Origin of the sequence: Massilia sp. GCM10023247 (genome assembly GCF_042653325.1) — a bacterium.
GTDB lineage: Bacteria > Pseudomonadota > Gammaproteobacteria > Burkholderiales > Burkholderiaceae_D > Telluria.
On the sequence record NZ_JBHSIB010000007.1, the window covers coordinates 66045 to 91474 of the forward strand.

General features: G+C 67.5%; 19 protein-coding genes. 3 read left to right on the forward strand and 16 right to left on the reverse strand.

Features of this window, described 5'->3' with window-relative positions:
* Positions 1 to 62 precede the first annotated feature (62 nt).
* From ACFPAH_RS04045 to ACFPAH_RS04090, 10 genes are all read right to left on the reverse strand, one after another.
* A complete protein-coding gene (locus ACFPAH_RS04045; protein ID WP_379741014.1) occupies positions 63 to 1769 on the reverse strand; it encodes a RecQ family ATP-dependent DNA helicase in 1707 nt (568 codons plus the stop codon).
* A 607-nt stretch (positions 1770 to 2376) separates the two neighbouring features.
* Positions 2377 to 3966: an alkyl hydroperoxide reductase subunit F gene (gene ahpF / locus ACFPAH_RS04050; protein ID WP_379741017.1), complete on the reverse strand. Its 1590-nt coding sequence runs from the start codon at positions 3964 to 3966 to the stop codon at positions 2377 to 2379.
* Positions 3967 to 4079: 113 nt separating this feature from the next.
* On the reverse strand, positions 4080 to 4643 hold the full coding sequence (gene ahpC / locus ACFPAH_RS04055) for an alkyl hydroperoxide reductase subunit C (RefSeq protein ID WP_379741020.1): 564 nt from the start codon (positions 4641 to 4643) through the stop codon (positions 4080 to 4082).
* Between the two features lie 253 nt (positions 4644 to 4896).
* Positions 4897 to 6114, reverse strand: a complete 1218-nt coding sequence (locus tag ACFPAH_RS04060) for a hybrid sensor histidine kinase/response regulator (protein WP_379741023.1) — start codon at positions 6112 to 6114, stop codon at positions 4897 to 4899.
* Positions 6111 to 6719, reverse strand: coding sequence for a chemotaxis protein CheB (locus ACFPAH_RS04065; RefSeq protein ID WP_379741026.1), 609 nt, complete (start codon positions 6717 to 6719; stop codon positions 6111 to 6113). Before ACFPAH_RS04065 ends, ACFPAH_RS04060 begins: the two co-directional genes overlap by 4 nt.
* The gene (locus ACFPAH_RS04070) at positions 6716 to 7546 is read right to left on the reverse strand and encodes a CheR family methyltransferase (protein ID WP_379741029.1); all 831 of its coding nucleotides are present in this window, start codon (positions 7544 to 7546) and stop codon (positions 6716 to 6718) included. Before ACFPAH_RS04070 ends, ACFPAH_RS04065 begins: the two co-directional genes overlap by 4 nt.
* A 20-nt stretch (positions 7547 to 7566) precedes the next feature.
* The gene (locus tag ACFPAH_RS04075) at positions 7567 to 11049 is read right to left on the reverse strand and encodes a response regulator (RefSeq protein ID WP_379741031.1); all 3483 of its coding nucleotides are present in this window, start codon (positions 11047 to 11049) and stop codon (positions 7567 to 7569) included.
* Between the two features lie 99 nt (positions 11050 to 11148).
* Entirely contained in the window at positions 11149 to 13722 is a 2574-nt protein-coding gene (gene uvrA / locus ACFPAH_RS04080) for an excinuclease ABC subunit UvrA (RefSeq protein ID WP_379741034.1), read from the reverse strand.
* 90 nt (positions 13723 to 13812) lie between these two features.
* Positions 13813 to 15069 carry a sensor histidine kinase gene (locus tag ACFPAH_RS04085; RefSeq protein ID WP_379741037.1) on the reverse strand — a complete coding sequence of 419 codons (1257 nt, stop codon included), beginning with the start codon at positions 15067 to 15069 and terminating at the stop codon, positions 13813 to 13815.
* Positions 15059 to 16399: a sigma-54-dependent transcriptional regulator gene (locus ACFPAH_RS04090; protein ID WP_379741040.1), complete on the reverse strand. Its 1341-nt coding sequence runs from the start codon at positions 16397 to 16399 to the stop codon at positions 15059 to 15061. The genes ACFPAH_RS04085 and ACFPAH_RS04090 overlap by 11 nt, the downstream gene beginning before the upstream one ends.
* 216 nt (positions 16400 to 16615) lie before the next feature.
* On the opposite strand from ACFPAH_RS04090, the gene ACFPAH_RS04095 reads away from it, so the two are divergent.
* The 3 genes from ACFPAH_RS04095 to ACFPAH_RS04105 are packed head-to-tail and all read left to right on the forward strand — an operon-like array spanning position 16616 to position 21048.
* Positions 16616 to 17914 carry an efflux RND transporter periplasmic adaptor subunit gene (locus ACFPAH_RS04095; protein ID WP_379741043.1) on the forward strand — a complete coding sequence of 433 codons (1299 nt, stop codon included), beginning with the start codon at positions 16616 to 16618 and terminating at the stop codon, positions 17912 to 17914.
* Between the two features lie 27 nt (positions 17915 to 17941).
* Entirely contained in the window at positions 17942 to 18622 is a 681-nt protein-coding gene (locus ACFPAH_RS04100) for an ABC transporter ATP-binding protein (RefSeq protein WP_379741046.1), read from the forward strand.
* Positions 18619 to 21048, forward strand: coding sequence for an ABC transporter permease (locus ACFPAH_RS04105; RefSeq protein WP_379741049.1), 2430 nt, complete (start codon positions 18619 to 18621; stop codon positions 21046 to 21048). The genes ACFPAH_RS04100 and ACFPAH_RS04105 overlap by 4 nt, the downstream gene beginning before the upstream one ends.
* Here the strand turns inward: ACFPAH_RS04105 and ACFPAH_RS04110 are convergent.
* The 6 genes from ACFPAH_RS04110 to ACFPAH_RS04135 form a co-directional block, all read right to left on the reverse strand.
* Positions 21045 to 22286, reverse strand: coding sequence for a glycosyltransferase (locus ACFPAH_RS04110; RefSeq protein ID WP_379741052.1), 1242 nt, complete (start codon positions 22284 to 22286; stop codon positions 21045 to 21047). The two genes, ACFPAH_RS04105 and ACFPAH_RS04110, sit on opposite strands and share 4 nt — an antisense overlap.
* A gap of 14 nt (positions 22287 to 22300) precedes the next feature.
* A complete protein-coding gene (locus ACFPAH_RS04115) occupies positions 22301 to 23368 on the reverse strand; it encodes an SDR family oxidoreductase (protein ID WP_379741055.1) in 1068 nt (355 codons plus the stop codon).
* Positions 23369 to 23454: 86 nt separating this feature from the next.
* Positions 23455 to 23790 (reverse strand): DUF805 domain-containing protein, encoded by a 336-nt coding sequence (locus ACFPAH_RS04120; RefSeq protein WP_379741058.1) that lies wholly within the window; start codon positions 23788 to 23790, stop codon positions 23455 to 23457.
* Positions 23791 to 23902: 112 nt separating this feature from the next.
* On the reverse strand, positions 23903 to 24292 hold the full coding sequence (locus ACFPAH_RS04125) for a VOC family protein (protein ID WP_379741061.1): 390 nt from the start codon (positions 24290 to 24292) through the stop codon (positions 23903 to 23905).
* A 22-nt stretch (positions 24293 to 24314) separates the two neighbouring features.
* On the reverse strand, positions 24315 to 24851 hold the full coding sequence (locus ACFPAH_RS04130; RefSeq protein WP_379741064.1) for a pyridoxamine 5'-phosphate oxidase family protein: 537 nt from the start codon (positions 24849 to 24851) through the stop codon (positions 24315 to 24317).
* Between the two features lie 103 nt (positions 24852 to 24954).
* Positions 24955 to 25398, reverse strand: a complete 444-nt coding sequence (locus ACFPAH_RS04135) for a GFA family protein (protein ID WP_379741067.1) — start codon at positions 25396 to 25398, stop codon at positions 24955 to 24957.
* Positions 25399 to 25430: the final 32 nt, after the last annotated feature.

Genomic DNA, 25430 nt, shown 5'->3' on the forward strand with positions numbered 1-25430 from the left:
TCGCCGTACTGGCGTACTGTCTTCGACGACGCGCCTTGCCCTGAGGGCTTTTTCAGGCGCTCTCAACTAGGTTCTACAAAGTCTGCCATAAAGCTGCGGTGCTCGCCGTCCGGGAAGTCGATGCCGACCTGGCCGCCGGCCACGCTGGTCACCACACCTGCCCCGTACTTCGGCACCTTCACCTGCATGCCGACCTCGAACTGCGGTCCGGCAGGCTCCGGCTCCGGCGTGTGGTCGAATTCGTCGTCGCGGATCTCGATTTCGTCCAGGGCCAGCGCCGGCGGATTCTTGCAGTTGTCGCACTTGCAGCACTTCTCGAAGCCCTCGACCTCGTCGCCGAAATAGTCGAGCATCAGCTTCCAGCGGCAATAGCCGCTCACCGCATAGCCGACCATCTTCTCGAGCGACTCGCGGTCGTGCTCCTGCTTCTGCACATAGACTTCGGCCAGGTGCTCGAAGGTGGCCGCTTTTGCCTCGGCACTGCCGGCGAGGAATTCGAGCTTGCGGTTCTGGCGTACCAGCTTGCCGTCCTTGAGCAGCTTGAGGCAGACCTTGATCTTGGCTTCGTTCAGGTCGGGGAGCCTGTCCTCGATGCCGGCGGTCGTCACGGCGCCGTGCTCGGCCAGCTCGCATACGGCCTCGTAGACCGTGCGGATTTCGGGCGCGTCCGGATAATGCTTGGCGAGGAAGAATTGCTGGAGGCGCTTGTCGTCCTGCAGGAACAGCAGCGTGCAGCTGGCGTCCTTGCCGTCGCGTCCGGCGCGGCCCGACTCCTGGTAATACGATTCGAGGTTGGCCGGAATCTGCAGGTGGATCACGAAGCGCGTGTCGCTCTTGTCGATGCCCATGCCGAAGGCATTGGTGGCGACCATGATGCGGCGCTCGTCGTTCATGAACAGGTCCTGGTTGGCGCGCCGCTCGGCGGCTGCCAGCTTGCCGTGGTAGAGCGTGACCGATTCCCCGGCTTCCTCGAGGATGCGGTGCATTTCCTCGGCCGCCTTGACGGTGGCGGCATACACGATGCCCACCCCCGCGGTCTCGGCCACCAGGCGCCGCGCCTCGGCATACTTCTGCTCGGGATTGGTCACCTGCACCACGCTGTAGTGCAGGTTCGGGCGGTAGATGCCGGTATTGATCACCTTCAGGCGCGGCCGGTTCAGCTGGCGCCCGATGTCCTCGATCACTTCGTCGGTCGCGGTGGCGGTCAGCGCCAGCACGGGCGGCTGGCCGAGCGCGGCGATCGCCGCCGCCATTTCGATATAGGCCGGCCGGAAGTCGTGGCCCCACTGCGAAATGCAATGGGCCTCGTCGACGGCCACCAGCACGATGTCGGCCTGCTTGAGCACGGCGAGGAAATCCGGCGACGCCAGGCGCTCGGGCGTGCAGAAGACGATCTCGCACTCGCCCGCCGCGATGGCGTCCAGGGCTGCATGCTCTTCCTCGGCGTTCAGGCTGCTGTTGACCTGGCAGGCCCGGATACCCAGCTCCTCGAGCTTTTCCAGCTGGTCCTTCATCAGGGAGATGAGGGGCGAGACGACGACCGTCGTCCCCTTCAGGAGGCGGGCCGGAATCTGGTAACACAGCGACTTGCCGCCGCCGGTAGGCATGATCGCCAGCGTGTCCTTGCCATCGAGGACGCTGTCGATCACGCGTTGCTGCCCGTCGCGCAGCCGTTCGATGCCGAATACGGAGCGCAGCAGCTTGCGGATGGTATTGCGGCGCACCGCGAGGAGGCCGTTATGGAGGAGTTGGGGGTCGTGTCGGGTCATGCGCCAACTGTAATGAGCGCGCGCGAGCACGGCTATAGGACGCGGGCTTCAGCCCACGTAGGAGCGTCACTAAATGGGTCTTCCTACCGTTGAGACAGGGGGGCAAGGTGTTTTCCTACAGAACGGCGGAGTTCCCGCCGATGTTGTAGAACCGGGTTCAGGCCTAAGATGGAACCATACCAAACGAAAACACATACGAAGACCGGAGAATCCATCATGCGCTCGATCCCTACCGCCCTGACCGCACTCCAGATTGCCTTGGCCACCGCTGCTGCCTGGCTGGTATATGAAACGAACGCGCTGCAAGGCGCAGCGGTGCTGATGTTTCATTGATCGCGGCGTAGAGCACGGCGATAGCACGGAGATAGCGCAGGTATGCCGCATGAAGCGGTACCGATGACGCTATTTTAGCAAAGCCGCGGCGCATGGCCGCGCACGATTACGAAAGCGCCGTACCACACGAGTGGCACGGCGCTTTTTCTATGATCCGGTATCGTGGCCTTGATCGCCGCGCACGATCCGCGCGGTACAAAAAAACGCCATCCCGACCTGCGTCGGCATGGCGTTTCGTCGTACAAGGCTGCCCCGCCGCACGGGGCCAGCATTCTTACGCGGCCTTGGCTTCCATGTCGACCGCATCGGTCTCGTCGGTCGGCAGGCGCATCATGTAATCGAAGGCTGCCAGCGACGCCTTCGCGCCCTCGCCCACCGCGATGACGATCTGCTTGAACGGCACGGTCGTCACGTCGCCGGCGGCGAACACGCCCGGGATCGAGGTTTCGCCGCGCGCGTCGACTTCGATCTCGCCGTAAGGCGACAGCTCCAGCGTGCCCTTGAGCCATTCGGCGTTCGGCACCAGGCCGATCTGCACGAACACGCCGGCCAGCTCGATCGTCCTGATCTCGCCGCTATTGCGGTCGCGGTAGGACAGGCCGGTCACTTTCTTGCCGTCGCCATGGATTTCCGTGGTCTGGGCGCTCTTGATCACGTCGACGTTCTTCAGGCTGTAGAGCTTGCGCTGCAGGACCGCGTCGGCGCGCAGTTCGGCGCCGAATTCGACCAGCGTCACATGTTCGACGATGCCGGCCAGGTCGATCGCCGCTTCCACACCCGAGTTACCGCCGCCGATGACCGACACGCGCTTGCCCTTGAACAGCGGACCGTCGCAGTGCGGGCAGTAGGCCACACCGTGGTTCTTGTATTCCTTCTCGCCCGGCACGTTGATTTCGCGCCAGCGGGCGCCGGTCGAGATGATCACCGACGTCGATTTCAGCACGGCGCCGTCTTCGGTCGTCACTTCGAACAGCTTGCCGTTCTTTTCCAGCTTGGCGGCGCGCTGCAGGTTCATGATGTCGACTTCGTACTGCTTGACGTGCTCTTCCAGCGACACGGCGAACTTCGGTCCTTCGGTCTCCTTGACCGAGACAAAGTTCTCGATCGCCAGCGTGTCGAGCACCTGGCCGCCGAAACGGTCGGCAAGGACGCCGGTACGGATGCCTTTACGGGCGGCGTAGATGGCCGCGGCCGCGCCGGCAGGACCGCCGCCGACGATCAGCACGTCGAAGGCGTCCTTCTTGGAGAGTTCGGCGGCCTTGCGCTTGCCGGCGCCGGTGTCGAGCTTGGCGAGGATCTCCTCGGCGCTCATGCGGCCCTGGCCGAAGTGCTCGCCGTTCAGGAACAGCATCGGCACGGCCAGGATCTGGCGCGACTCGACTTCATCCTTGAACAGGCCGCCATCGATGGAGGTGACCTTGATGCGCGGATTGATGATGGACATCGAGTTCAGCGCCTGCACCACTTCCGGGCAGTTATGGCAGGACAGCGAAATGAAGGCCTCGAACACGAAGTCGCCGTCGAGGTTCTTGATCTGTTCGATCACCGCCTCGTCGAACTTGATCGGGTGGCCGCCGACTTGCAGCAGGGCCAGCACCAGCGAGGTGAACTCGTGGCCGAGCGGAATCGCGGCAAATTCGATGCCGATGTCGGTGCCGACGCGGTTGATGGCGAAGGACGGCTTGCGTACGCCATTGCCGTCTTCGCGGTAGGTAATCTTGGCGCTCAGGGAGGCGATCTCCTTGAGCAGGTCCTGCATTTCTCGCGCCTTGGGCGAGTCATCGAGCGATGCAACGATCTCAATCGGCTGCACCACTTTTTCCAAATAGGCTTGTAATTGCTTCTTGAGGGTTGCTTCCAGCATGATGTTTTTCCTTGTATTCGGTGGGTGGGACACCGGCCGGCCTTGCGCGGGCCGGTGTCCCGGTACAGCTGTTACTGCGCTTTTACTGCTCGTTACTTGCTACTGACTACTGCTTAGATCTTGCCGACCAGGTCCAGGGATGGGGTCAGGGTTTCGGCGCCTTCGGTCCACTTCGCCGGGCAGACTTCGCCCGGGTGCGAAGCGACGTACTGGGCAGCCTTGACTTTGCGCATCAGTTCCGAAGCGTCGCGGCCGATGCCGTTGTCGTGCACTTCCATGACCTTGATCTGGCCTTCAGGATTGATGACGAAGGTACCGCGCAGGGCCATGCCTTCTTCTTCGATCATGACCTGGAAGTTGCGTGCCAGCAGGCCGGTTGGGTCGCCGATCAGCGGGTAGTTGACCTTCTTGATCGCGTCCGAGGTGTCGTGCCATGCCTTGTGGGCGAAGTGGCTGTCGGTCGAGACGCCATAGACCTTGACGCCCATCTTTTCGAATTCAGGCTGGAACGTGGCCAGGTCTTCCAGTTCGGTCGGGCAGACGAAGGTGAAGTCGGCCGGGTAGAACATCAGGATGGACCAGGTGCCTTTGAACTGCTCTTCGGTCAGGTCGATGAACTTGCCGGCGTGGTAGGCGGTGGCTTTGAATGGCTTGATCTCGGTATTGATAAGGGACATGGAAGCTCCTGTTGTGTGTGGATCGAAAGTTGATGAATGCAAGTTTAAAGCGCTTGCGGTCGCTTGTAAAATTAATTGATCTCATCAGAACGATTAATTTCTACTATCGCCTAGACGTGACATATCCTGTTTGGCAAGGATGTCGGTCTCGCAAGAGACCTGTCAGTGTGGACGAAAGACGCGCGCTTTGCAACCGCCCGCCCGTTTGCGGGCGGACCGGCGGCTTCGCCGTCCGGCCCGATCCGCTACCGGATCAGGCGGGCGTCGCTGCGCGCGCCGGGACGATGACGTCGCAGGGCAGCATGAGGCTGAAGGTCGAGCCCTGCCCCGGTACGCTGGTGACGGACAGGTCGCCGCCGTGGGCGGTGGCCAGCTGGCGCGAAATGTACAGGCCCAGTCCCAGGCCCTTCGGCTCGCCGTTGCGCGCACCGCGCTCGAAGGGCTGGAAGATGCGCTCGATGTCGTCCGGCGCAATCCCCTTGCCCTTGTCGGCGACGTCGATCCGGGCACACTTACCCTCCACCACGACGCTGACCTCGACGTCGCAGCCGCCGCCGTAGCGCAGTGCGTTGGTGAGCAGGTTGACGACGACCTGCTCGATGCGGAACTCGTCCCAGCACCCCGTGACCGGCGGGTGCGGCACCAGCGTGATGGCGCAGCCGCTGGCCGCGGCCTGCAGCGACAGGTCGCTCACCACCCGCTCCAGCATGCCCATCAGTTCGACTTGGGCCGGGCGCACCGACAGGGTGCCGTTGCGCATGCGGGTGACGTCGAGCATGTCGTCGATCAGGCGGATCATGGCCTTGATCTGGCGCTCGTCGCGCTTGATCATGGCGCCCATCTGTTCCCCTGCGAACGCGGCATGGTTGCCCCGTTTCAGGTGCAGGGTGCGCATTTGCGTTTCCAGGAACAGGGTATTGAGCGGCGTGCGCAGCTCGTGCGCCACGAGCGACATGAACTCGTCGCGCATGCGCAGCGAGCGCTGGAGTTCGGCCTGGGTCGCGTTCAGTTCCTGGAGCAGGACTTCCTGTTCGCGCCGGCTCCTTTCCAGCGCCTCCATCTGGCGCCGCGTCTCGCGCCGCTGCTGGTCGAGCGCCACGAACACGTTGACCTTGCCGCGCACCGCATCCGGATCGAGCGGCTTGTAGAGGAAGTCGACCGCACCCGTCTCGTAGCCCTTGAAGGCATAGTTCAGCTCGCGCCCGGCGGCGGAGACGAACACGATCGGGATGTTGCGGGTGCGCTCGGTGCCGCGCATGAGTTCGGCTAATTCGAAACCGTCCATGCCCGGCATCTGCACATCGAGGATGGCCAGCGCGAACTCGTGTTCGAGCAGCAGGGCCAGCGCCTCGTCCCCGGAATGCGCGTGGAACACGAGGCGCTGTTCGTCGCGGATCAGGGCGTCGAGCGCGCGCAGGTTGTCGGGCAGGTCGTCGACGATCAGTAGTTTGCTCAGGTTATGGTCGCTCATGTTGTCTCCAGCAGGGGCAGCAGCTCGCGGATCGCGGCCAGCGGCAAGACCAGGTGCGCGTCGCAGCGGCGGATCGCTTCGAGCGGCATCGTGGCGGCCTGGGCTTCGCGCGGGTCCTGGACTACCGTCAGGCCTCCGCGCTGCCTGATTTTTTGCATGCCCGCGGCGCCATCGATGTTGGCGCCAGTGAGTAAAACGCCCGCCAACGCCGGACCATAGGCGTCGGCGGCGGACTCCATCAGCACGTCGATGGCCGGACGCGCGTAATGCACCGGCGGCTCGCAGCTGAGGGAAAATACGCGATCGTGCTCGATCGACAGGTGGTAGCCGGCGCCGGCGAAATACACTGTGCCGGGCTCGACCGGTTGCTTGTCCATCGCTTCGCGCACCGGCAAGGCCAGGCGCGCCGCGAACAGTTCGGCCAGGCGGCTTTCGCGGTCGCTCGGCACGTGCAGGATGCAGACGGTGGCCGGGCCGAAGGCCGCCGGCAAGGCCGGCAGCAGCTCGACCAGGGCATCGACGCCGCCGGCCGAGGCGCCGATCACGACCGCCTCGATGCGGCGGCTGGCCAGGGCCTCGACCACGGCTGCGGGCAGCGCCTTCATTCGGCGGCCTTGCGGAAAATGCGCTCGCGCTTGGCGATCGGTTCGAAGCGCGTGGCGTGATTCGAGAAGTCGATGCTCTCCTTGCTGCCCAGCGCCAGGAAGCCGCGGTGGCAGAGCGACTCGTGGAACAGGCCCAGCACCCGGTTCTGCAGGCGCCGATTAAAATAAATCATCACGTTGCGGCAGCTGATGAAATGGGTTTCCGAAAACACCGCGTCGGTCGCCAGGCTGTGGTCGGCGAAGGTCACGTTTTCGACCAGGAAACGCTCGAACAGCGCCCCGCCATAGGCTGCCGTGTAGTAATCGGAAAAGGCGCGCTTGCCGCCGGCTTTCTGGTAGTTCTCCGTGTACAGGCGCATCCGGTCGAGCGGAAACACCCCGCGCCGCGCGCTTTCCAGCGACTCCGGATTGATGTCGGTGGCGTAGATGATGCTGCGTTCGAGCAGGCCTTCCTCGTGCAGCAGGATCGCCAGCGAATACACTTCCTCGCCCGTGCTGCAGCCGGCCACCCACAGCTTGAGCGAGGGGTAGGTCGACAGGTGCGGCATGACCTGGCTGCGCAAGGCCGCGAAGAACTCGGGATCGCGGAACATTTCGGTGACGGGAATGGTGAGAAATTGCAGCAGCTGGGCAAAGGCTTCCGGCTTGTGCAATACCTTCGCTTGCAGGTCGGATACGGTCTCGCATTCCATCGCGTGCATGGCGGCCAGCACCCGGCGCTTTTGCGAAGCGCCAGTGTAGTCGCGGAAATCGTAGTTGTACTTGAGGTAGACCGCCTCGACCAGCATCCGCAATTCGATGTCGATGTTTTCCGGAACGTGCTTCATCGGTTCACCCATTGACGCGCTTACACGCGCTCCATCGTCGGCATCCAGACCCGCAGCAGCGAGTACAGGCGGCCCAGGTCGATCGGCTTGGCGAGGTAGTCGTTGGCGCCGGCGGCAAGGCATTGCTCCTGGTCATCCTTCATCGCCTTGGCGGTGATGGCGATGATCGGCAGGCGGTTGAAGCGCCCGTCCGCGCGGATGCGGCGCGTCGCTTCCAGTCCATCCATGCCCGGCATCATGATGTCCATCAGCACCAGGTCGATGCCCGGCACCTCGTCGAGTTTCGCGATCGCCTCGAAACCGTTCCTGCCGACTTCGACGTTGGCGCCGCGCTGCTCCAGCGCCGAGGTCAATGCGAACACGTTGCGCACGTCGTCGTCCACCAGCAGGATGGTACGCCCTTCGAACACGCGGTCACGGCCGCGCACGGTTTTCAGCATGTGCTGGCGCTCGGTCGACAGTTGCGACTCGACCTTGTGCAAGAACAGCGTCACCTCGTCGAGCAGGCGCTCGGGCGAGCGGGCGCCCTTGATGATGATCGAGCGCGAATATTTCATGAGCTCCGCTTCCTCGTCGCGGGTCAGGTTGCGGCCCGTGTAGACGATGACGGGCGGGAACGAGACCAGTTCTTCATGCGACATGTTCTCAAGCAATTCCTTGCCTTGCATGTCGGGCAGCTTCAGGTCGATGATCATGCAGTCGAAAATCTCGGTGCGCAAGAGGTTCAGGGCCTCCTCGCCGGAACCGACGGCATCGATCCTGACGTCGTCGTCGGCGATCAGCTGCACCACGCTCTCGCGCTGGCGCTCGTCGTCCTCGACCAGCAGCACGCGCTTGATCTGCTGCGCGCTCTTTTCCTGCAGCTTGCGGAACACGGCCTCGAGCTGCTCGCGCGAGGTCGGCTTCAGGGCATAGCCGATGGCGCCCAGGTGCAGCGCCTCGCCGCCGTTTTCCATGCTCGAGACCACGTGCACCGGGATGTGGCGGGTGGCCGGGTTGTCCTTCAGTTGCTGCAGCACCGACAGGCCCGAGCTGTCCGGGAGGCGGATGTCGAGCAGGATCGCATCCGGGCTTTCGCTGGCGGCCAGGCGCAGGCCTTCGCCGGCGGTCAGGCCCACCAGGCAGCGGTAGTCGAGGTCGTGCGCCAGGTCGTACAGGATGCGCGCGAAGTCCGGTTCGTCCTCGATGACGAGGACCGTGCGCACGCCCGCCCCATCCTTGTCGCGATCGTCCGGGAAGGCCGGGCCGGCCGGCAGCTCCGCAGGCGCTTCCTGCACTTGCGGTTCCGGCTCCGGCGCGAATACCGGCCGCGGCAGGCGCGGCGCCGGCGCGGCCGCGCGCGGGGCCGGCGGCGAGGCGGTCACGCTGCCGTTCTTCGGCATGCTCAGGGTAAAGGTACTGCCCTCGCCCGGCTTGCTCGATACAACCAGCGAGCCGCCCAGCAAATTGGTCAGGTCGCGCGAGATCGACAGGCCGAGCCCGGTACCGCCGAAGCGGCGGTTGACGGTGCCGTCGGCCTGGTGGAAGGCTTCGAAAATGCGTTCCTGCTGGTCGTCGGCGATGCCGATGCCGGTGTCGGTGACGCTGAACTGGATCCAGCCCTCGCTGGTCGCGCTGACGTTCAGGCGCACCTCGCCCTGCTCGGTAAACTTGACCGCGTTCGACAGCAAATTCTTGAGCACCTGTTCCAGGCGCTGGCGGTCCGTATGCAGGCTTGGCGGCACGTCCGGCTCGACCGTGACGGCGAAGCGCAAGGCCTTCTGCTTGGCCAGCGGCTCGAAAGTCCGGCCCAGGCCCTCGACCGTGCGGCGGATCGGCAGGTCTTCCGGCATCAATTCGAGCTTACCGGCCTCGACCTTGGAAATGTCGAGGATGTCGTTGATCAGGTGCAGCAGGTCGTTGCCGGCCGAATAAATGGTTTGGGCGAAACGCACCTGCTCTTCGTTGAGGTTGCCCGGCACGTTGTCGGCCAGCAGCTTGGCCAGGATGAGCGAGCTGTTCAGCGGCGTGCGCAGTTCGTGCGACATATTCGCCAGGAATTCCGACTTGTAGCGGCTGGCGCGCTCCAGGTCCAGCGCGCGCGTACGCAACTGTTCCTGGGCTTCGGTCAGGGCCGCGTTCTTCATGTCGAGGTTGAGCGCCTGCTCGGCCAGCTGGTCATTGGTCTGCTCCAGTTCGGCCTGCTGGTTCTCGAGGCTGGTTTGCGATTCCTCGAGCGCGCGCGACTGCTCCTCGAGTTCCTCGTTGGCGGTGCGCAGTTCTTCCTGCTGGACCTGCAGCTCTTCGTTCAGCGCCTGGCTTTCCGACAGCGCGTCCTGCAGGCGCTGGCGGTAGACGACGGCGCCGACCGAGGCGCCGATGGCGTCCCCCACCAGCTTCAGGAATTCGATGTCGCGCTCGCGCACGGGTTGCAAGAAGCCAATTTCCATGACGCCCTTAACCTTGCCGAAATTGGCGAAGGGCGCGATCACGATTTCGCGCGGCGGCGTGTCGCCCAGGCTCGAGCCCACCTTGATGTAATTCTCGGGCAGTTCCTTGACGCGCAGCAGGCGGTTTTCGTTGGCGGCCTGGCTGGCCAGCGAGGCGCCCGGCTGGATCACCTTCGCGTGTTCTTCATTGTCGTTCGAGAATCCGAAGGCGCCGATCCGCCGCAACACGCCGTCGTCGCCGCGGAAATACATGGCCGCGACCGCCCCGCCGAGGTAGCGCACCACGTGGTCGAGCACGGTCTGCGCCAGGGTTTCGAGGGAATTGAGGCCGATGCTCTTGGCCGCCAGCTCGGTCTGGCCAGTACGCAGCCAGCTCAGGTGGCGCAACTCGGCATTGTGTTCGTTCTCGTGCTTGAGCACATCGGTGTACGCGTTCGACAGGCGCACCAGTTCGCGCCGGCCGGCGGCGGCCAGCAGCCCGCCGACGATCAGCGTCAGCAGCAGGTAGGAGCCGACCGACCAGGTAATGACCGAACGGGCCTGGTCGCCGCGCTTTTGCAGCAACACCCGCTCGCTGGCGACGAAGTTCGCGAACTGGCTGCGCATGTCGTCGGTCAGGCTCTTGCCGCGCCCGCTACGGATGGTGTCCCCTACCTCCTGGCCGGCACGGCGGCGGTCGATCACCTCTTCAGTGAAGCGCACCCACTCGTTATGCGCGCCGCGCACCCGGTTCAGGTGGTCGGCCTGGGCCGGATTGTCCTTGACCAGGCGCAGCAAGGCGTCCATCTCGACGTCGATCTTCGGTTTCGCCACCGTGTACGGGCCAAGGAAACTTTCGTCGCCCGAGATCACGTAGCCGCGCATGCCGGCTTCCATGTCCGAGACCAGTTTGCTGACCTCGTTGGCGTTGCCGATCACTTCCTGCGAGTGCTCGACCGTATTCAATACGCTGACGAGATAGGCGACGATGGCGACAAACACGATTGCGCTCAGCACGCTGAGGCTGAGCGGCAGGGCGATGTTGCGCGAGAGAATGCGTCGGAACTGGTTGTTGTCGAGCGATGTGCCGGTCATGTATTGCGATTATTTCAAGGAAAAATATCCTAAGTGTAACGCAATGACGCGGCTTTTGTGCGATCAACCGTGCGCGCGGACGGCGCTGCCCGCCCGCCTTCACATGCCGAGGCAGGGACGCAAATAAGGCGCGGTCCTGCTCTTCGGTATGGCGGCCACTTTTTCCGGCGTTCCGGCCGCCACCACGGTGCCGCCCTCGTCGCCGGCGCCGGGGCCGATGTCGATCACCCAGTCGCAGGCGGCCACCACGCGCATCGTGTGCTCGACCACGACTACCGTGTTGCCGGCATCGACCAGGCGCTCGAGCTGCAGGATCAGGCGGTCGACGTCAGACGGGTGCAGGCCGGTGGTCGGCTCGTCCAGTACATATAGCGTGTTGCCGCGCCCGGTGCGCTGCAACTCGGTGGCCAGCTTGATGCGCTGGGCTTCGCCGCCGGACAGCTCGGTGGCCGGCTGGCCGAGGCGCAGGTAGCCCAGCCCGACTTCGCGCAGCACGGCCAGGGAGCGCTCGACCAGCGCTTCGCCGGCAAAGAATTCGTAGGCGGCATCGACCGTCATGCCCAGCACTTCGGCGATGTTACGGTCCTTGTAGGTCACTTCCAGGGTCTGCGGGTTGTAGCGCGCACCGGCGCAGGCCGGGCATGGCGCATACACGCTAGGCAGGAACAGCAGTTCGACCATCACCGAGCCCTCCCCGGAACAGGTCTCGCAGCGGCCCTTGGCGACGTTGAACGAGAAGCGGCCGGCGTCGTAGCGGCGCGCCTTCGCCATCTTGGTTGCCGCGAACAGCTTGCGGACCTGGTCGAACAGGCCGGTGTAGGTGGCCAGGTTCGAGCGCGGCGTGCGCCCGATCGGCTTCTGGTCGACCCGCACCATGCGCTTCAGGCTCTCCATGCCCGCCGCGATGCGGCCCTCGGTCGGGATCGCGGCCTCCTGTTCGAGGTCGTCGGCCTCTTCAAGCTCCGGCGCGGCCGCGCCCTGCCCCAGTTCGCCAGCCACGAGGTCGACCAGCACCTGGCTCACCAGGCTCGACTTGCCCGAACCCGACACGCCGGTGACGGCCGTGAGCACGCCGAGCGGGAACGCGACCGACAGGTCGTCCAGGTTGTTGCGGTGGACGCCCTCCAGGCGCAGCCAGCCCGCCGGTTCGCGCCGTGCGCGCGGGGCGCGGCGCAGGTCGTCGAACAGGTAGCGGCGCGTCTGCGACGCCGCCACCTGTTTCAGGCCCTCCGGCGGCCCGCTGTAGAGCACCTCGCCGCCGCGCTCTCCCGCGGCCGGGCCGACGTCGACGATCCAGTCGGCGCAGCGGATCACGTCCAGCGCATGCTCGACCACGAACAGCGAATTACCCGAGGCTTTCAATTGGCCGAGGGCGGTCAGCAGCGCCTCGGTGTCGGCCGGGTGCAGGCCGGCCGAAGGTTCGTCGAGCACGTAGACGACGCCGAACAGGTTCGAGCGCACCTGGGTCGCCAGGCGCAGGCGCTGCAATTCGCCGGGCGAGAGCGTCGGCGTGCTGCGCTCGAGCGCAAGGTAGCCCAGGCCCAGGGCCAGCAGCACCTCCAGGCGCGCGACCAGGTCTTCGGCGATGCGCTGGGTGACGATCAGCTGCTCCGGGTGCAGCCTGGCCTGGCGCGCATCCTGCGGCGCTTCGCCGCTGGCATAGGGCTGGAGCAGCGCGTGCAGGCGCGCCAGCGGCATGCGCGAGATGTCGGCGATGTCGACGCCGGCAAAGGTCACGGACAAGGCTTCCTGGCGCAGGCGCTTGCCGCGGCACAGCGGGCATTCGGTGCTGACCATGTAGCGCGCCACGCGCTTTTTCATCGAGGCGCTCTCGGTGTTCGCGAAGGTCTGCAGCACATAGCGGCGCGCGCCGGTGAACGTGCCCTGGTAGCTCGGCGTGTCCTTGCGCCTCAATGCCGCGCGCGTCTCGGCGGGCGTGAGGCCGGCGTAGACCGGGACGGTCGGCGTCTCCTCGGTATACAGAATCCAGTCGCGGTCCTTCTTCGGCAAGTCGCGCCAGGGCGTGTCGACGTCGTAGCCCATCGTCACCAGGATGTCGCGCAGGTTCTGGCCGTGCCAGGCCGGCGGCCAGGCCGCCACCGCGCGCTCGCGGATGGTGAGGCTGTCGTCCGGCACCAGCGACTGTTCGGTGACTTCGTAGACCCGTCCCAGGCCCGAGCACTCGGGGCAGGCGCCCTCCGGGGTATTCGGCGAAAACGATTCCGCATACAGCAGTTCCTGCCCTTCGGGATACTCGCCGGCACGCGAATACAGCATGCGCAGGGAGTTCGACAGCGTGCTGACACTGCCCACCGAGGAGCGCGTGGTGGGCGAGCCGCGCTGCTGCTGGAGGGCGACCGCCGGCGGCAGGCCGTCGATCTCGTCGACTTCCGGCACCGGCATCTGGTGGAACAGGCGGCGCGCGTAGGGCGAGACCGATTCGAGATAGCGGCGCTGGGCTTCCGCGTACAGGGTGCCGAAGGCGAGCGAGGACTTGCCCGACCCGGACACCCCCGTAAACACGACCAATGCATCGCGCGGGATGTCGAGGCTGACGTCTTTCAGGTTGTGCTCGCGCGCGCCGCGCACCCGCACGTAGCCGGGCCGGCCCGGTCCGCCGGCCGCCTGCACCTTGTCATTCACTGCTTCACCCGCTCCTGTTTTCCTGCGCATCGCCCTGTCCCGCTGCTGCTGTCGATACCGCCATTAGAGCGTACCGGGGCGAACCGTACGGTGCGCTGACACACCGAGGCTTGGAGCTTCTCAGAACCCGAGCACGAAGCGGGCGCCGCCCGACACCGGGCGCACGTGGCGCACGGTGCCGCCATTGCCGTGCACCAGCTGGCGCACCAGGGCCAGGCCGATGCCCCGCCCGCCCTTTTTCGTCGTGAAAAAGGGGGTGAAGATGTGCGGCAGCAGCGCCTCCGGCACGCCGGGACCGTTGTCGCCGACCTCGATCTGCAGGCGCGCGCCGCGCGCCAGCCGCGCGTGCACGGTGGCCTGCGGCGCGGCCAGGCCCGCCGTCGCCTCGGCGGCGTTCTTCAGCAGGTTGATCAGGGCCTGCTCGATCTGCCCGGGATCGGCAACCAGCGCCAGCGACGCCGGCTCGACCAGGATGCGCAGCTCGCCGCCGCGCGCGCGCCAGGCCGGCGCGATCAGGGCCGACACGCGGCCCAGCAAGTCGGCGACATCGACCTGCTCGGGGCGCGGCTGCGGCAGCGCCGACAGGCTGCGGTAGCTGCCGACGAAATCGGCCAGGCTGGCGGCGCGGCGCGCGATCGCATCGAGGGCGACGGACAGGTCGGCGGCAGCCTCGCCTTCGGGGTGCGCTTCGGGGTGCGCTTCGGGTTGCGCTCCGAGTTGCGGCTGCAGTTCCTGCAGCAGGCCTTGCGCCGTAGTCGACAGGGAGGCGACCGGCGTCAGCGAATTCATGATCTCGTGGGTGAGCACCTGGACCAGCTGGCGCCAGGCGTTCAGGGTTTCCGATTCCAGCTCGCTCTCGACCGGCAGCAGGGCCGCGATGCGCTGCGCCCTGCCCTGCACCGTCAGCGAGGAGATCGCGACCATGAAGCGCTCGCTGCCGCGTTCGGTATCGAAGGCGAGCAAGGCGCGCCCGCTGGCCGGCTGCGCCGCCAGGCTGGCGAACAGCCCCGCCGCGTCGACGACCCGGCCGGGCGCAAGCAACTGGCGTGCGTTGGCGTTCAGGGGCAACACCGCGGACTCGGCGCCAGGCGCCTCGATCAGGAACAGCGCCACCGGCGCGTGCTCGAGGCGCGCTTCGAGCAGCAGTGCATTGTCTGGCTGGGCCGGCATCGGTGCACGCTCCGGCGCGGCGGGAGCGGCTTCCTGCCCGAGCCGGGCCAGCGCGCGCCACAGCAGCCATGCCGGGCCGGCCGCCGCCAGCGCGCACAGCACCAGCAGCCGCGGCGACCCGGCCGACGCACCCGCGCCCGCCGCCAGGGCCATCAGGACCAGGACGCTGGCGCCGGCCCCGGCCTGCCATGCCCGCCTAGAGGCCATGCTTCTCGAGTTTGCGATACAGCGCGGCCCGGCTCAGGCCCAGCCTGCGCGCCGCTTCGCTGATATTGCCCTTGGCCTGGGCCAGGGCGGCGGCGACCGCCGCGCGCTCGACTTCGCCCAGGGTCTGGTCTTCCGGCGCCGCGTCAAGCCGCGCCGGCAGTGCGGCAGGCGGCGCGGCCAGCCCGAAATCGCCGGTCTCGTAGTCGGCTCCGGCAGCGAGGATCACGGCGCGCTCGCAGGCATGGCGCAGGGCGCGCACATTGCCCGGCCAGTCCCAGGCCACCAGGGCGGCCAGCGCGGCCGGCGCCAGGTCGCGCGCGGGCCGGCCGTACAGCGCCTCGTAATGCCCCAGGTAGTGGTGCAGCAGGCCGGGCACGTCGTCGCGCCGCTCGCGCAGCGGCGGCACCCGGATCACGATGGTATTGAGGCGAAACAGCAGGTCGGAACGGAACACGGCCGGGTCGAACAGGCGCGCCTCCTCGAGGTTGGTGGCGCTGACGATGCGCACGTCGACCGCCTGCGGCCGGTCGGCGCCGAGCGGCGTCACTTCGCGCCGTTCCAGCGCGGCGAGCAGCTTGGCCTGCGCCGGCAAGGGCATGTTGCCGACTTCGTCGAGAAACAGCGTGCCGCCGCGCGCGGCCTGGAAGCGTCCGTCGCGGTCGGCCTTCGCATCGGTGAACGCCCCTTTGCGGTGGCCGAACAATTCGCTCTCGAAGGTCGCTTCCGGCACGGCGCCCATGTCCACCGCGAGGAAAGCGGCGCCGGCGCGCTTCGAGGCGGCGTGGATCGCGCGCGCCACGAGTTCCTTGCCGACGCCGTTCTCGCCCAGCACCAGCACGTTGGCCTCCGTCGGGCCGACGCCCGCCACCATGGCGCGCACCGCCGCCATCGCGGCCGACTCGCCCATCAGGCTTGCATCGGCAGCGCCGGCCGAAGCGCCGGCACGCCGTGCCAGGGCGCCGTCGACGGCGGCCACCAGGCGCGCATTGTCCCAGGGCTTGGTCAGAAAATCGCCGGCGCCGCGCTTGAGCGCTTCGACGGCGAGCGGCACGTCGGCATACGCGGTGAGGGCGATGACGGCGGGCGAACGCGCCTGGCCGCGCAGCAGGTCGAGCACCGCCAGGCCTTCGGCGCCATCGGTCCGGCCCGGCGTGAAATTCAGGTCGAGCAGCACCACGTCCGGCACGCCCTGCGCCAGGAAGCCCGGGAGGGCCGCGGGATCGTGCAGGACCGCGACCTCGCCATGGCGGCGCCGCAGCAGCATGCGCGCGGCGAAGGCCACGTCGGCATCGTCGTCGAGGATCAGGATACGGGCGGTCGTTGGGTCCATGAAGGCAGTACGCAGGGAGGAGTCCGGGGCATTCTAGCAGCGAAGATGAGCAGGTGACATGCCAAGTTCGGCCCTGGCGCCCACCTGTCCGGAAACGAACACCCTCCCCTGTCCGGTACCGGACAGGTCAGGCAGAAAAACGGCTGGAAAGGCCCCGAAACGGCCATGGCATGGCGCTTGCAATGAAGGCTGCCGTCATCTTCGATCAGGGCTTTCATGTCTCCAGCACCGAACCACAGCGCCGTCACCGGCGCCGCCATGGACACCATCGTGCCACGCAAGCGCGGCAAGGCGATCGCACTGGCCTGCGTCATCGCCATGCTCGCCATCGGGGCCGCCGCCGCGGCCTGGACCCGGATCCCGCGCGGGCTGCGGGTCGAACGCGCCGAGCTCCAGCTCGCCGCGGCCCAGCCGGGCATCTTCCGCGACGAACTGGTGGTGCGCGCCAGCGCGGAGCCGCTCGATTCGGTCATCCTCGACTCGGTGGAATCCGGGCGCATCGAGGAAGTGTTCGTGCGCGACGGCGAGCTCGTACGCAAGGGCCAGCTCCTGTTTCGCATCTCGAACCCGCAGCGCAACCTCGAATTGCTGGCGCGCCAGGCGGAACAGGCGCAGCAGATCTACAACCTGTCTAACCTGCGCCTGGCCCAGGAGAGCAACCGCGGCGAGCGCCAGCGCCGCCTCGACGAACTGGACTACCGGCTCGGGCAGGCGCACAAACGCCATGCGCGCAACGAGCAACTGGCTGCGCGCGGCTTCCTCTCCGGCGCCGCGCTCGAAGAATCGGTTGATGCGCTCGAGAAAGAGCAGCGTGCCCTCGCGCTGGAACAGCGCAGCGCGGCGGCCGAAGACGCGGTGCGCGGGCGCGCCCTGGCCCAGCTCGACAAGGCCATAGCCGGGCTCGACACCGGCCTGCAGCTGGTGCAGGGCACGGTCGACGCGCTGGTAGTGCGCGCGCCGGCGGCCGGTCGCCTGACCGATTTCCGCATGCAGGTCGGCGAGTCGATCGCCACCGGCCGCAACGTCGGCCGCATCGACGATCCGGCACGCTTCAAGCTCGCCGCCCGCATCGACGAGTTTTACTTGAACCGGGTGGCGGCGGGTCACAACCGCAGCAGCAGCGGCAGCGTCGATCACGACGGCCGCAGCTACCCCGTGCGCATCGCCAGCGTCTACCCGCAGATCAAGGAGGGCCGCTTCCTCGCCGAGCTGCAGTTCAGCGGCGACCAGCCGCCCGGCCTGCGCCCGGGCCAGAGCCTGGACGCCCAGCTCACCCTCGGCCAACCCGGGCGCGCGCTGCTGCTGCCGGCCGGCCCCTTCCTCGACGACAGCGGCGGCGCCTGGGTGTTCGTGCTGGCGCCCGATGGCCGCCAGGCGCAGCGCCGCGCCATCCGCATCGGCCGCCGCAGCAATGCCCAGGTCGAGGTGCTGGACGGCCTGCGCCCCGGCGAACGGGTCATCGTCTCCAGTTATGCGGCCTTCGGAAAGTCGACCGCGCTCAGCATTTCGCAGTAACCTCTCACCGATCATCAAAGGAACAGCATGCTCAAGCTTTCAGGCGTCAGCAAAACCCATGTGGCGGGCGAAGTCCACACCACGGCCCTCGACCGCATCGACCTGGAAATCGAGGCCGGCGAATACGTCGCCATCACCGGCCCCTCGGGCTGCGGCAAGTCGACCCTGCTCGGCCTGCTCGGACTGCTCGACGTGCCGACCGCCGGCGACTACTGGTTCGACGGCGAGAACGTGGCCGGCTGGAGCGAAGCGCGGCTGAACGCCTTGCGGCGCGGCCGCATCGGCTTCATTTTCCAGAGCTTCAACCTGATCGACGAGCTGAACGTGTACGAGAACGTCGAGCTGGCGCTCGAATACACGGGCTTGAAGAACCGCGAACGGCGCGAGCGGGTCGAGGCCATGCTCGACAAGCTGGGCGTGGCGCACCGCGCGCGCCACAAGCCCTCGCAGCTCTCGGGCGGCCAGCAGCAGCGGGTCGCGATCGCGCGCGCGCTGGTGGCCGGCCCCGCCCTGCTGCTGGCCGACGAACCGACCGGCAACCTGGACACGGCCCATGGCGACGAGGTAATGCGCATGCTGCGCACGATTAACGCCGAAGGCACCACGGTAGTCATGGTCACGCACTCGCCCAGCCATGCGGCCCAGGCCTCGCGCACCCTGAACCTGCTCGATGGCCGCATCGTCGTCGACGCGCTGAGGGCAGCATGAGGATCCCGCTTGTCCGTGCCCGCGACTTTCGCATCGGCTGGCGCCAGTTGCTGCAGGAGCCGGGCTATTCCGCCGTCACCGTGCTCGGCCTGGCGGTGGCCTGCGCCGCCTGCTTCCTGCTGCTCGGTTTCGTCGCCTACTGCCTGAACTACAACAGCCATGTGCCGGACGCCGGCCGGGTGGTCGTCGTCAAGCAGCGCATCAATTTCTTTCCGCGTCCGGACTGGAACACGCGCGCCGCGCTGCCGCTGCGCGACACGGCGCTCGCCAGCGGCATGGTCGAACAGGCCGCCACCTCCCAGCAGATCCTGAAACCGCTGCGTGTCGGCGCCCAGCTGCACGAGGTGAAGCTGTACGCGGCCGATCCGGCGCTCGGTCCGATTTTCGGCATCGCCCCGCTGGCGGGCGACCTGCAGGCGGCCCTGACCCGGCCCGACGCCCTGGCCCTGACCCGCGAGACAGCGCTGCGCCTGTTCGGCAGCGCCGACGTGCTGGGCAAGACGGTGCGCGTCCACGACGAAGTGCTGCAAGTACTTGCCGTGATTCCGGACGTGCCGGCCAACAGCACCCACCAGTGGGAGGTCCTGACCGGCCCGCTCAGCCGTGCACGGGCGCCCGAAGAGCGCTCGCTGCGGCCTGACGAGCAGGCGCGCGGCCACATCTTCCTCAAGCTGCGCCCAGGCGCCGACCTCGCCCGGCTGGAAACCCTGCTGCAGGATGCGGTCATGGACCTGCCCGTGAACCGGCGCTTCCAGGCCGGCCCCATGGGCCGCGCGCTCGGCGGGCCAGGCGTCGAGGAAAGGCTGGTGTCGCTGCGCGACGCCTACTTCGACCCGGACCTGGCCGGCGGCCGCGACAAGCGCAATTACGGCCAGCGCGACAGCACGCTGGCGCTGGCCGGGGTCGCGCTGCTGATCCTGGCGCTGGCCATGACCAACTGGATCAACCTGGCCACCGTGCGCACCCTGCGCCGCCAACGCGAGATCGGCATGCGCAAGGTGCTGGGCGCCTCCGCGCCGCGCGTGGCCGGCCAGTTCCTGGCCGAGTCGGTGCTGGTCGCCCTGCTCGCAACCTCCGCCGGGATCCTGCTCGCCTGGCTGCTGCTGCCGCTGTTCGCCGACCTGGTCAACCGCAAGCTGGAGGGCTTCTTCGCGCCCGGCCGGCTGGCGCTGGCGCTGCTGCTGGGCGCGGGCGCGGGCCTGGCGGCCGGGCTGTACCCGGCCTGGACCGCGCTGCGGGTACGCCCGTCCACGGTGCTGGCGGGACGCGACAGCAGCAGCGAAACGACGGCCAACCTGTGGGTCAGGCGCACGCTCACGGTGCTGCAGTTCGCCACGGCGATGACGCTGGCCGGCATCACCATCGCCGTCGGCTGGCAGACCTGGTACGCGACCCATGCCGATCCGGGCTTCGACCCGGCCGGGCTGACGCTGCTGCACATGCCGCTGGCCACCGACGAGCAGGTGCAGGGCTTCGTGCCGGCCGTGGCGCGCGTGCCCGGCATCGAGGGCTCGGCGGTGTCGGCCGAGGCGATCGGACGCGACGCCAACAAGATCACGGGCGGCTACGAAACACGCGACGGCAAGCAGCTGCGGGTCGAGATCAAGCGCGTCTCGCCGGAGTTCTTCGACCTGTACGGCATCCGCCCGCGTGCCGGGCGCCTGTTCAGCGCCCGGCGCGACGGGCCGAAGTCGAGCGTCATGGTGTTGAACATGGCGGCGGTCGAGGCGCTGGGTTACCGCGCGGCGCAGGAAGTGCTGGGCAAGATGCCGTTCGCGGCAGGCGCGGGCCAGGATGGAGGCGACCTGGTCGTGGTGGGCGTGGCGCCCGACCTGCGCCACCACTCGATGCGCGAGCGTCCGGGGCCGATCGTCTACCTGCTGACGGACGTGGACAGCGTCGTCACGGTACGCACGACGCTCGGCCAGCAGGCGCTGGCGCGCGCCATCGAGCCGGTCTGGCGCCAGTACTTCCCGAACGGGATCATGGTGATGCAGAGCGCGGCGAGCATCGCCGGCGAAAGCTACCGCCAGGACCTGCGCATGCTGAAGATCCTGGGCGCGGCCAGCCTGGTGGCGCTGGCGCTGGCCGCTTTCGGCATCTACGTGCTCTCGGCCTATACGGTCCAGCGCAGCCGGCGCGAGATCGTGATCCGCAAGCTGTACGGCGCCAGCAACGGCGCCATCGCGCGCCGCCTCGGGCGCGAGTTCGGCTTGAGCGTCGCGGCCGCGGCCGCGCTCGGCCTGCCGGCGGCGGCGATCGCGATCCACCTGTACCTGGCCGGCTTCGCCGAGCATGCGCCGCTCGGGCCGTGGCCGCTGGTCGCGGCGCTTGGCCTGGCGCTGTTGGCGGCACTGGCGGCGACGGCGCGCCATACGCTGGCGGCGATACGCATGAGCCCGGTGCAGGCGCTGCGGGGCGGCTAAACGACGAGGGCCTCGATGGCGGCAACGACTTCTCCAACCTCCGAATCGCCGCCGAACCGGGCCGCCACCGCGCGGCAGCGCCCTGGCAGGCCGGCATCGTCGAGCAGTGCGCCCAGTTGCTTGACCAGCCTGCGCTCCGTCAGGTGCGTGGCCGGCAGGCTGCGCCCGACCCCGAGCGCCACCAGCCGCGCCCCGTTGTCGAACTGGTCGTGCGCGAGCGGCACCACCAGCTGCGCGGTGCCGGCATGGAGCGCCTCGGCGGTCGTGCCGATGCCGCCGTGGTGCACCAGCACCGCCACCTGCGGCAGCAAGGCGCGTAGCGGCACATACGCCTGCCACAGCACGTGGCAGGGCAATTCAGGCGGCAGCTGGTCGCGGTGCGGGGTGAGGAAGATGGCGCGCTCGCCGAGCTGGCGGGCGGCCGCGGCCGCGTGCTCGAAATACGCCCGCGCCTGGCGGTTGCCGGTGCCCGGGGTGAACACCAGCGGCCTGCCGCCCTGCCCCAGGAAATGCAGCAGCTCGGGCGACAGCGCCGCTTGCGGGTCGGGGTCGTAGAGGGGAAAGCCGCAACGCACCAGCGGCTGCGGCCAGTCCGGCTGGGTGGGCGCGAACCAGTCGGGAAACAGCGCGATCGACAGGTCGGCAATCGAAAACAGGGTATCGATCAGCGCCTCGACCGGCGCCAGCCCGGCCTGTGCGCGCGCGGCGTTCACGCTGGGCAGCGCAACCGGGTCGACGAAGCGCGCGGCGAGGCTGCGCCACAGCCGCTTGCGCGCCCCGTGCGGCACCCAGCGCGGCACGCGCCACGGCCCGAGCAGCAGCGGATCGTGCACGGTCGGCAGGTTCGAGGGCGCCAGGAAGGCCGCGGCGATGCGCAGGCCGGGGTTCGCGGCGCGGCACAGGTCGGCCTCCGGCAAGGCCAGCGGATGGACCAGCATGACGCAGCGTTCGCCTGCCGGCAGCGCGCGCATGAAGGCCGGCACCTCGGCCATGGCCGGGCGGGTCGCCTCCCACACGACGCCGAAACCGCGGGTCGGATGCCACAGGTCGGGGTGATCCAGCACGGCCGGGTCGGCCGGCAGGCCGTGGAAAGGCAGCCCGGCAGCGCGGACGAAGGGTTCGTGCTGGACCGGTCCGAGAAAGCTGATGCGGTGCCCGGCTTCCCTGAGCGCCAGCGCCATGTGCATGAACGGGAACAGGTCGCCCGCCGAGCCGATCGTGACGAGCACAACGTGCACGGCGCCGCTCCCCGTCACGGAATCAGGCACGCTGCGCGCAGGCGCGCGAACAGGTCGAAGAAGGAATCGTCGGTGGCCTGCCAGGCCGCAAAGCCGAGGCGCCGGCTGTTGGCCATGTCGGTCATGACTTCCAGCGGCCGGCCGAGGTCGAGGTCGGTGTGCCAGGCCGAGGCGAGACGGTCGAGGTCAAGCTCGGCCAGGCCGTGGCGGATCGCCATCTCGCGCCAGAGCGGCGCGTCGTTCGCCATCGCGGCTTCCAATGGCTGCATCTGCCCGCTGTAGCCGGCCGCCTGCACGCCGAACCATGCGGCCAGCCGCGGCCACAGCCAGCTCCAGCGGAACAGGTCGCCGTTGACGATATTGAAGGCTTCGTTTTTCGCGGCATCGGTGTCGGCCGCCCAGACCAGCTGCTTGGCCAGCATGCGGGCGTCGGTCACGTCGGACAGGCCCTTCCACTGCGCCTCGGAGCCTGGGAACTGGAACGGGCGCCCGGTCTCCTTGCAGAGGCTGGCGTAGACGGCCAGCGTGGTGCCGAGGTTCATCGCATTGCCGACGGCCAGGCCGATCACGGTATGCGGGCGGTGCACGCTCCAGGTGAAGCGGTCGCGCGCGGCGGCGGCATAGACTTCGTCTTCCTGCGCGTAATAGAAATTTTCCAGCGGCAGGCGCGGCTGGCTTTCGCGCAGCGGCGTGTCGGGCAAGGTGCCCGAACTGGCATAGGCCTCGAAGGGGCCGAGGTAGTGCTTCAGGCCGGTGACGAGGGCGACGTGGCGCACGCTCTTTTTCGGCGACAAGGCGCTCAACAGGTTGCGCACCAGGGCTGCGTTGACGCGGATATTGGCCTGCTCCGTGTCCTGGCGCATCCAGGTGGTAATGAAAACGTGGGTCGGGGCCACGCCCGCCAGCGCGCTGGACAAGCTCGCCGGGTCGAGCAGGTCGGCGGCAATGTGGCGCACGCCCGGCAGGTCGGCCGGCGCGCGGCGCGACAGGCCGGCCACCTGCCAGCCCCTTGTCAGTAATTCGCGTGCGACGTGGTTGCCGCCGATGCCGGTGACGCCCACTACCAGAGCCGTTCGTTGCATTGCATTCCCCCTTGACTGTGCGAGCCCATTCTACTGGCTGCAGGCAAGGGGGTGAGCACGGCTGGCCGCCGCGCCGGGCCGTCCGCTCAGGCGACGGCCGGCAACGCTTCGCTGTAGCGGTTCGGGCGCGACTCCTGGGCCAGGAAGACGATCAGCACGATCCAGCCGATGAACGGAACGAACACCAGCAGTTGCCACCAGCCGCTGCGGTCGGTGTCGTGCAGGCGGCGGCAGGCGGCGGCGATGGACGGGATGAGGGTGGCCAGGTTGAACACGATACCCAGCGTTTCGCTGATCACGCCCGCAATCGCCCCGGCGACGAGCAGGAACAGGACAAACCACCAGTACTCGGAGCGGCTGGCCGTGCCGTCGAAGGTGGCGTACTTGCTGAAGCAGGTAGAAATCGATTCCGTAAAAGTCATTGCGCGCTCATGTCAGGTTGATGTGGACTGCAGCGCGCGAGCCTCGCGTAACAGTTAATGTTGGCATTGCACCAACAGTATCTCACCAAGAAATGAATTGCGCTACAACAGCTTATTGGCCCATCCGGCGTGCATAACTGGCCGTCAGGATTTCCCAGCGGTGGCCCTCCGGCTCGTCCCAGTAAATGCCGCGTCCGCCGTAGGCGGTGCCGATCCGCCCGTCGTTGGGACCGCTGACGGTGGCGCGCCAGCCGATGCCGCCCGCCCGCAGGCGGCCCAGGATGGCATCGAACTCCGCTTCGCTCACCCGGAAGCAGAAATGTTCGATGGGGAAGTCCTCAGCAGTTTGGGCGAATTCCAGCGTGAGCCCGGCATTGACGTACACGGGAGAAAACACGCCCAGCGCCGTTTCCTCCCACGGCACTCCGAGCAAGCCGGCGAGCAGGCGCGCCGCCGCGACCCGGTCGCGGGACGGCACGATCACGTGGTCGAGTTCGATCATGGCACGCTCCCCAGCTGTCTCGTCAAACAGTCAGCTTGCCTTCGATGGAATCGTCCAGCGTCTTGCCGATGGCCGCGCCAACGACCATCTTGGCGCCGGCAATGGCCTGGCCGTGCTTGTTGTCCCAGTAGTAGCCGCCTTTGGGGACGACCTGGAGCACGGTGATGCGCGGGTCGTCCTCGCCTTCGGTGAACCAGGTCTTGAGCACGAAGTCCCACAACTCCTTGATCTTGACCGGGTCCCGCGAGATGGTCGCGATCGCATCGAGCTCCATGAAACCGGCGTGAGTACTTTCCTGGAAAAACAGTTTGACTTGCGGGTCGGCCGCCAGCTCGGCGTTCTTGTGGCTGTCGCTGGCGCTCATGAACCATAGATTGCCGGCATCGTCCGCTTGCAGCAGGCTCATCGGCCGCACACCGCGATTCGGGCCCATGGCCCCATTGGTGCAGAAGAAGCACGTCTTGGCTTCTTCGGCCGTTTTCCGGATACGTTCCAGTGCTGCGGCGCCATGCAGGTCGCGCCGGTTTTCTTCGGACTGGTTCTGGTTGATCGAATCCATGATTTCTCCTTGTGGCGCAACGGCCGAAGGCTCCACTCTACGCAGGCGCAGCCATGCCGTATGTGAGCGTACTCACACTCGCACGCACCGATGCACACGGAATTTACACGGAGGCATCGTAGTCGACGTTCGCTGGCGGGACGGCGCCGGCCTCGCTGCGCGTGCGCGGATACTCGGGCAAGCCGTCCGCCGTGCGTAGCCACGCGAGCCGCTCCTGGACGAAGGTATGGTCTTGCGGCGCCACGCTGTCCGGATCGTCGAGGCTGGCAGTGGTGATGTCGAGCTCGTCGGGCGAGCGGTCGTCCTGGAAGGTCAAGGTGGTGCCGCAACGCGCGCAAAAGCCGCGCAGCACGTGCGGGCTCGAGTGGTAGGTGGCAGGATTGCCATGGGTAAAACGCAGCCTCCCCATGCGCACGCTGAACCAGGCCACGGCCGGCGCGCCGGACATGCGCCGGCAGTCGCGGCAGTGACAGAGGGTGCTATGGAAGACCTCGCCGTCGACGACATAGCGCACCGCGCCGCAGTAACAGCCACCTTGCAGGATCATGATCGCCTCCAGCGCTTGCTCGTAGCGCCAGC

Bases quoted from the DNA above. Each gene is read 5' to 3' on its own strand.
- ACFPAH_RS04045 (WP_379741014.1), bottom strand. From the start codon at position 1,769: ATGACCCGACACGACCCCCAACTCCTCCATAACGGCCTCCTCGCGGTG.
- ahpF (WP_379741017.1), bottom strand. From the start codon at position 3,966: ATGCTGGAAGCAACCCTCAAGAAGCAATTACAAGCCTATTTGGAAAAA.
- ahpC (WP_379741020.1), bottom strand. From the start codon at position 4,643: ATGTCCCTTATCAATACCGAGATCAAGCCATTCAAAGCCACCGCCTAC.
- ACFPAH_RS04060 (WP_379741023.1), bottom strand. From the start codon at position 6,114: ATGAGCGACCATAACCTGAGCAAACTACTGATCGTCGACGACCTGCCC.
- ACFPAH_RS04065 (WP_379741026.1), bottom strand. From the start codon at position 6,719: ATGAAGGCGCTGCCCGCAGCCGTGGTCGAGGCCCTGGCCAGCCGCCGC.
- ACFPAH_RS04070 (WP_379741029.1), bottom strand. From the start codon at position 7,546: ATGAAGCACGTTCCGGAAAACATCGACATCGAATTGCGGATGCTGGTC.
- ACFPAH_RS04075 (WP_379741031.1), bottom strand. From the start codon at position 11,049: ATGACCGGCACATCGCTCGACAACAACCAGTTCCGACGCATTCTCTCG.
- uvrA (WP_379741034.1), bottom strand. From the start codon at position 13,722: ATGCGCAGGAAAACAGGAGCGGGTGAAGCAGTGAATGACAAGGTGCAG.
- ACFPAH_RS04085 (WP_379741037.1), bottom strand. From the start codon at position 15,069: ATGGCCTCTAGGCGGGCATGGCAGGCCGGGGCCGGCGCCAGCGTCCTG.
- ACFPAH_RS04090 (WP_379741040.1), bottom strand. From the start codon at position 16,399: ATGGACCCAACGACCGCCCGTATCCTGATCCTCGACGACGATGCCGAC.
- ACFPAH_RS04095 (WP_379741043.1), top strand. From the start codon at position 16,616: ATGTCTCCAGCACCGAACCACAGCGCCGTCACCGGCGCCGCCATGGAC.
- ACFPAH_RS04100 (WP_379741046.1), top strand. From the start codon at position 17,942: ATGCTCAAGCTTTCAGGCGTCAGCAAAACCCATGTGGCGGGCGAAGTC.
- ACFPAH_RS04105 (WP_379741049.1), top strand. From the start codon at position 18,619: ATGAGGATCCCGCTTGTCCGTGCCCGCGACTTTCGCATCGGCTGGCGC.
- ACFPAH_RS04115 (WP_379741055.1), bottom strand. From the start codon at position 23,368: ATGCAACGAACGGCTCTGGTAGTGGGCGTCACCGGCATCGGCGGCAAC.
- ACFPAH_RS04120 (WP_379741058.1), bottom strand. From the start codon at position 23,790: ATGACTTTTACGGAATCGATTTCTACCTGCTTCAGCAAGTACGCCACC.
- ACFPAH_RS04125 (WP_379741061.1), bottom strand. From the start codon at position 24,292: ATGATCGAACTCGACCACGTGATCGTGCCGTCCCGCGACCGGGTCGCG.
- ACFPAH_RS04130 (WP_379741064.1), bottom strand. From the start codon at position 24,851: ATGGATTCGATCAACCAGAACCAGTCCGAAGAAAACCGGCGCGACCTG.
- ACFPAH_RS04135 (WP_379741067.1), bottom strand. From the start codon at position 25,398: ATGATCCTGCAAGGTGGCTGTTACTGCGGCGCGGTGCGCTATGTCGTC.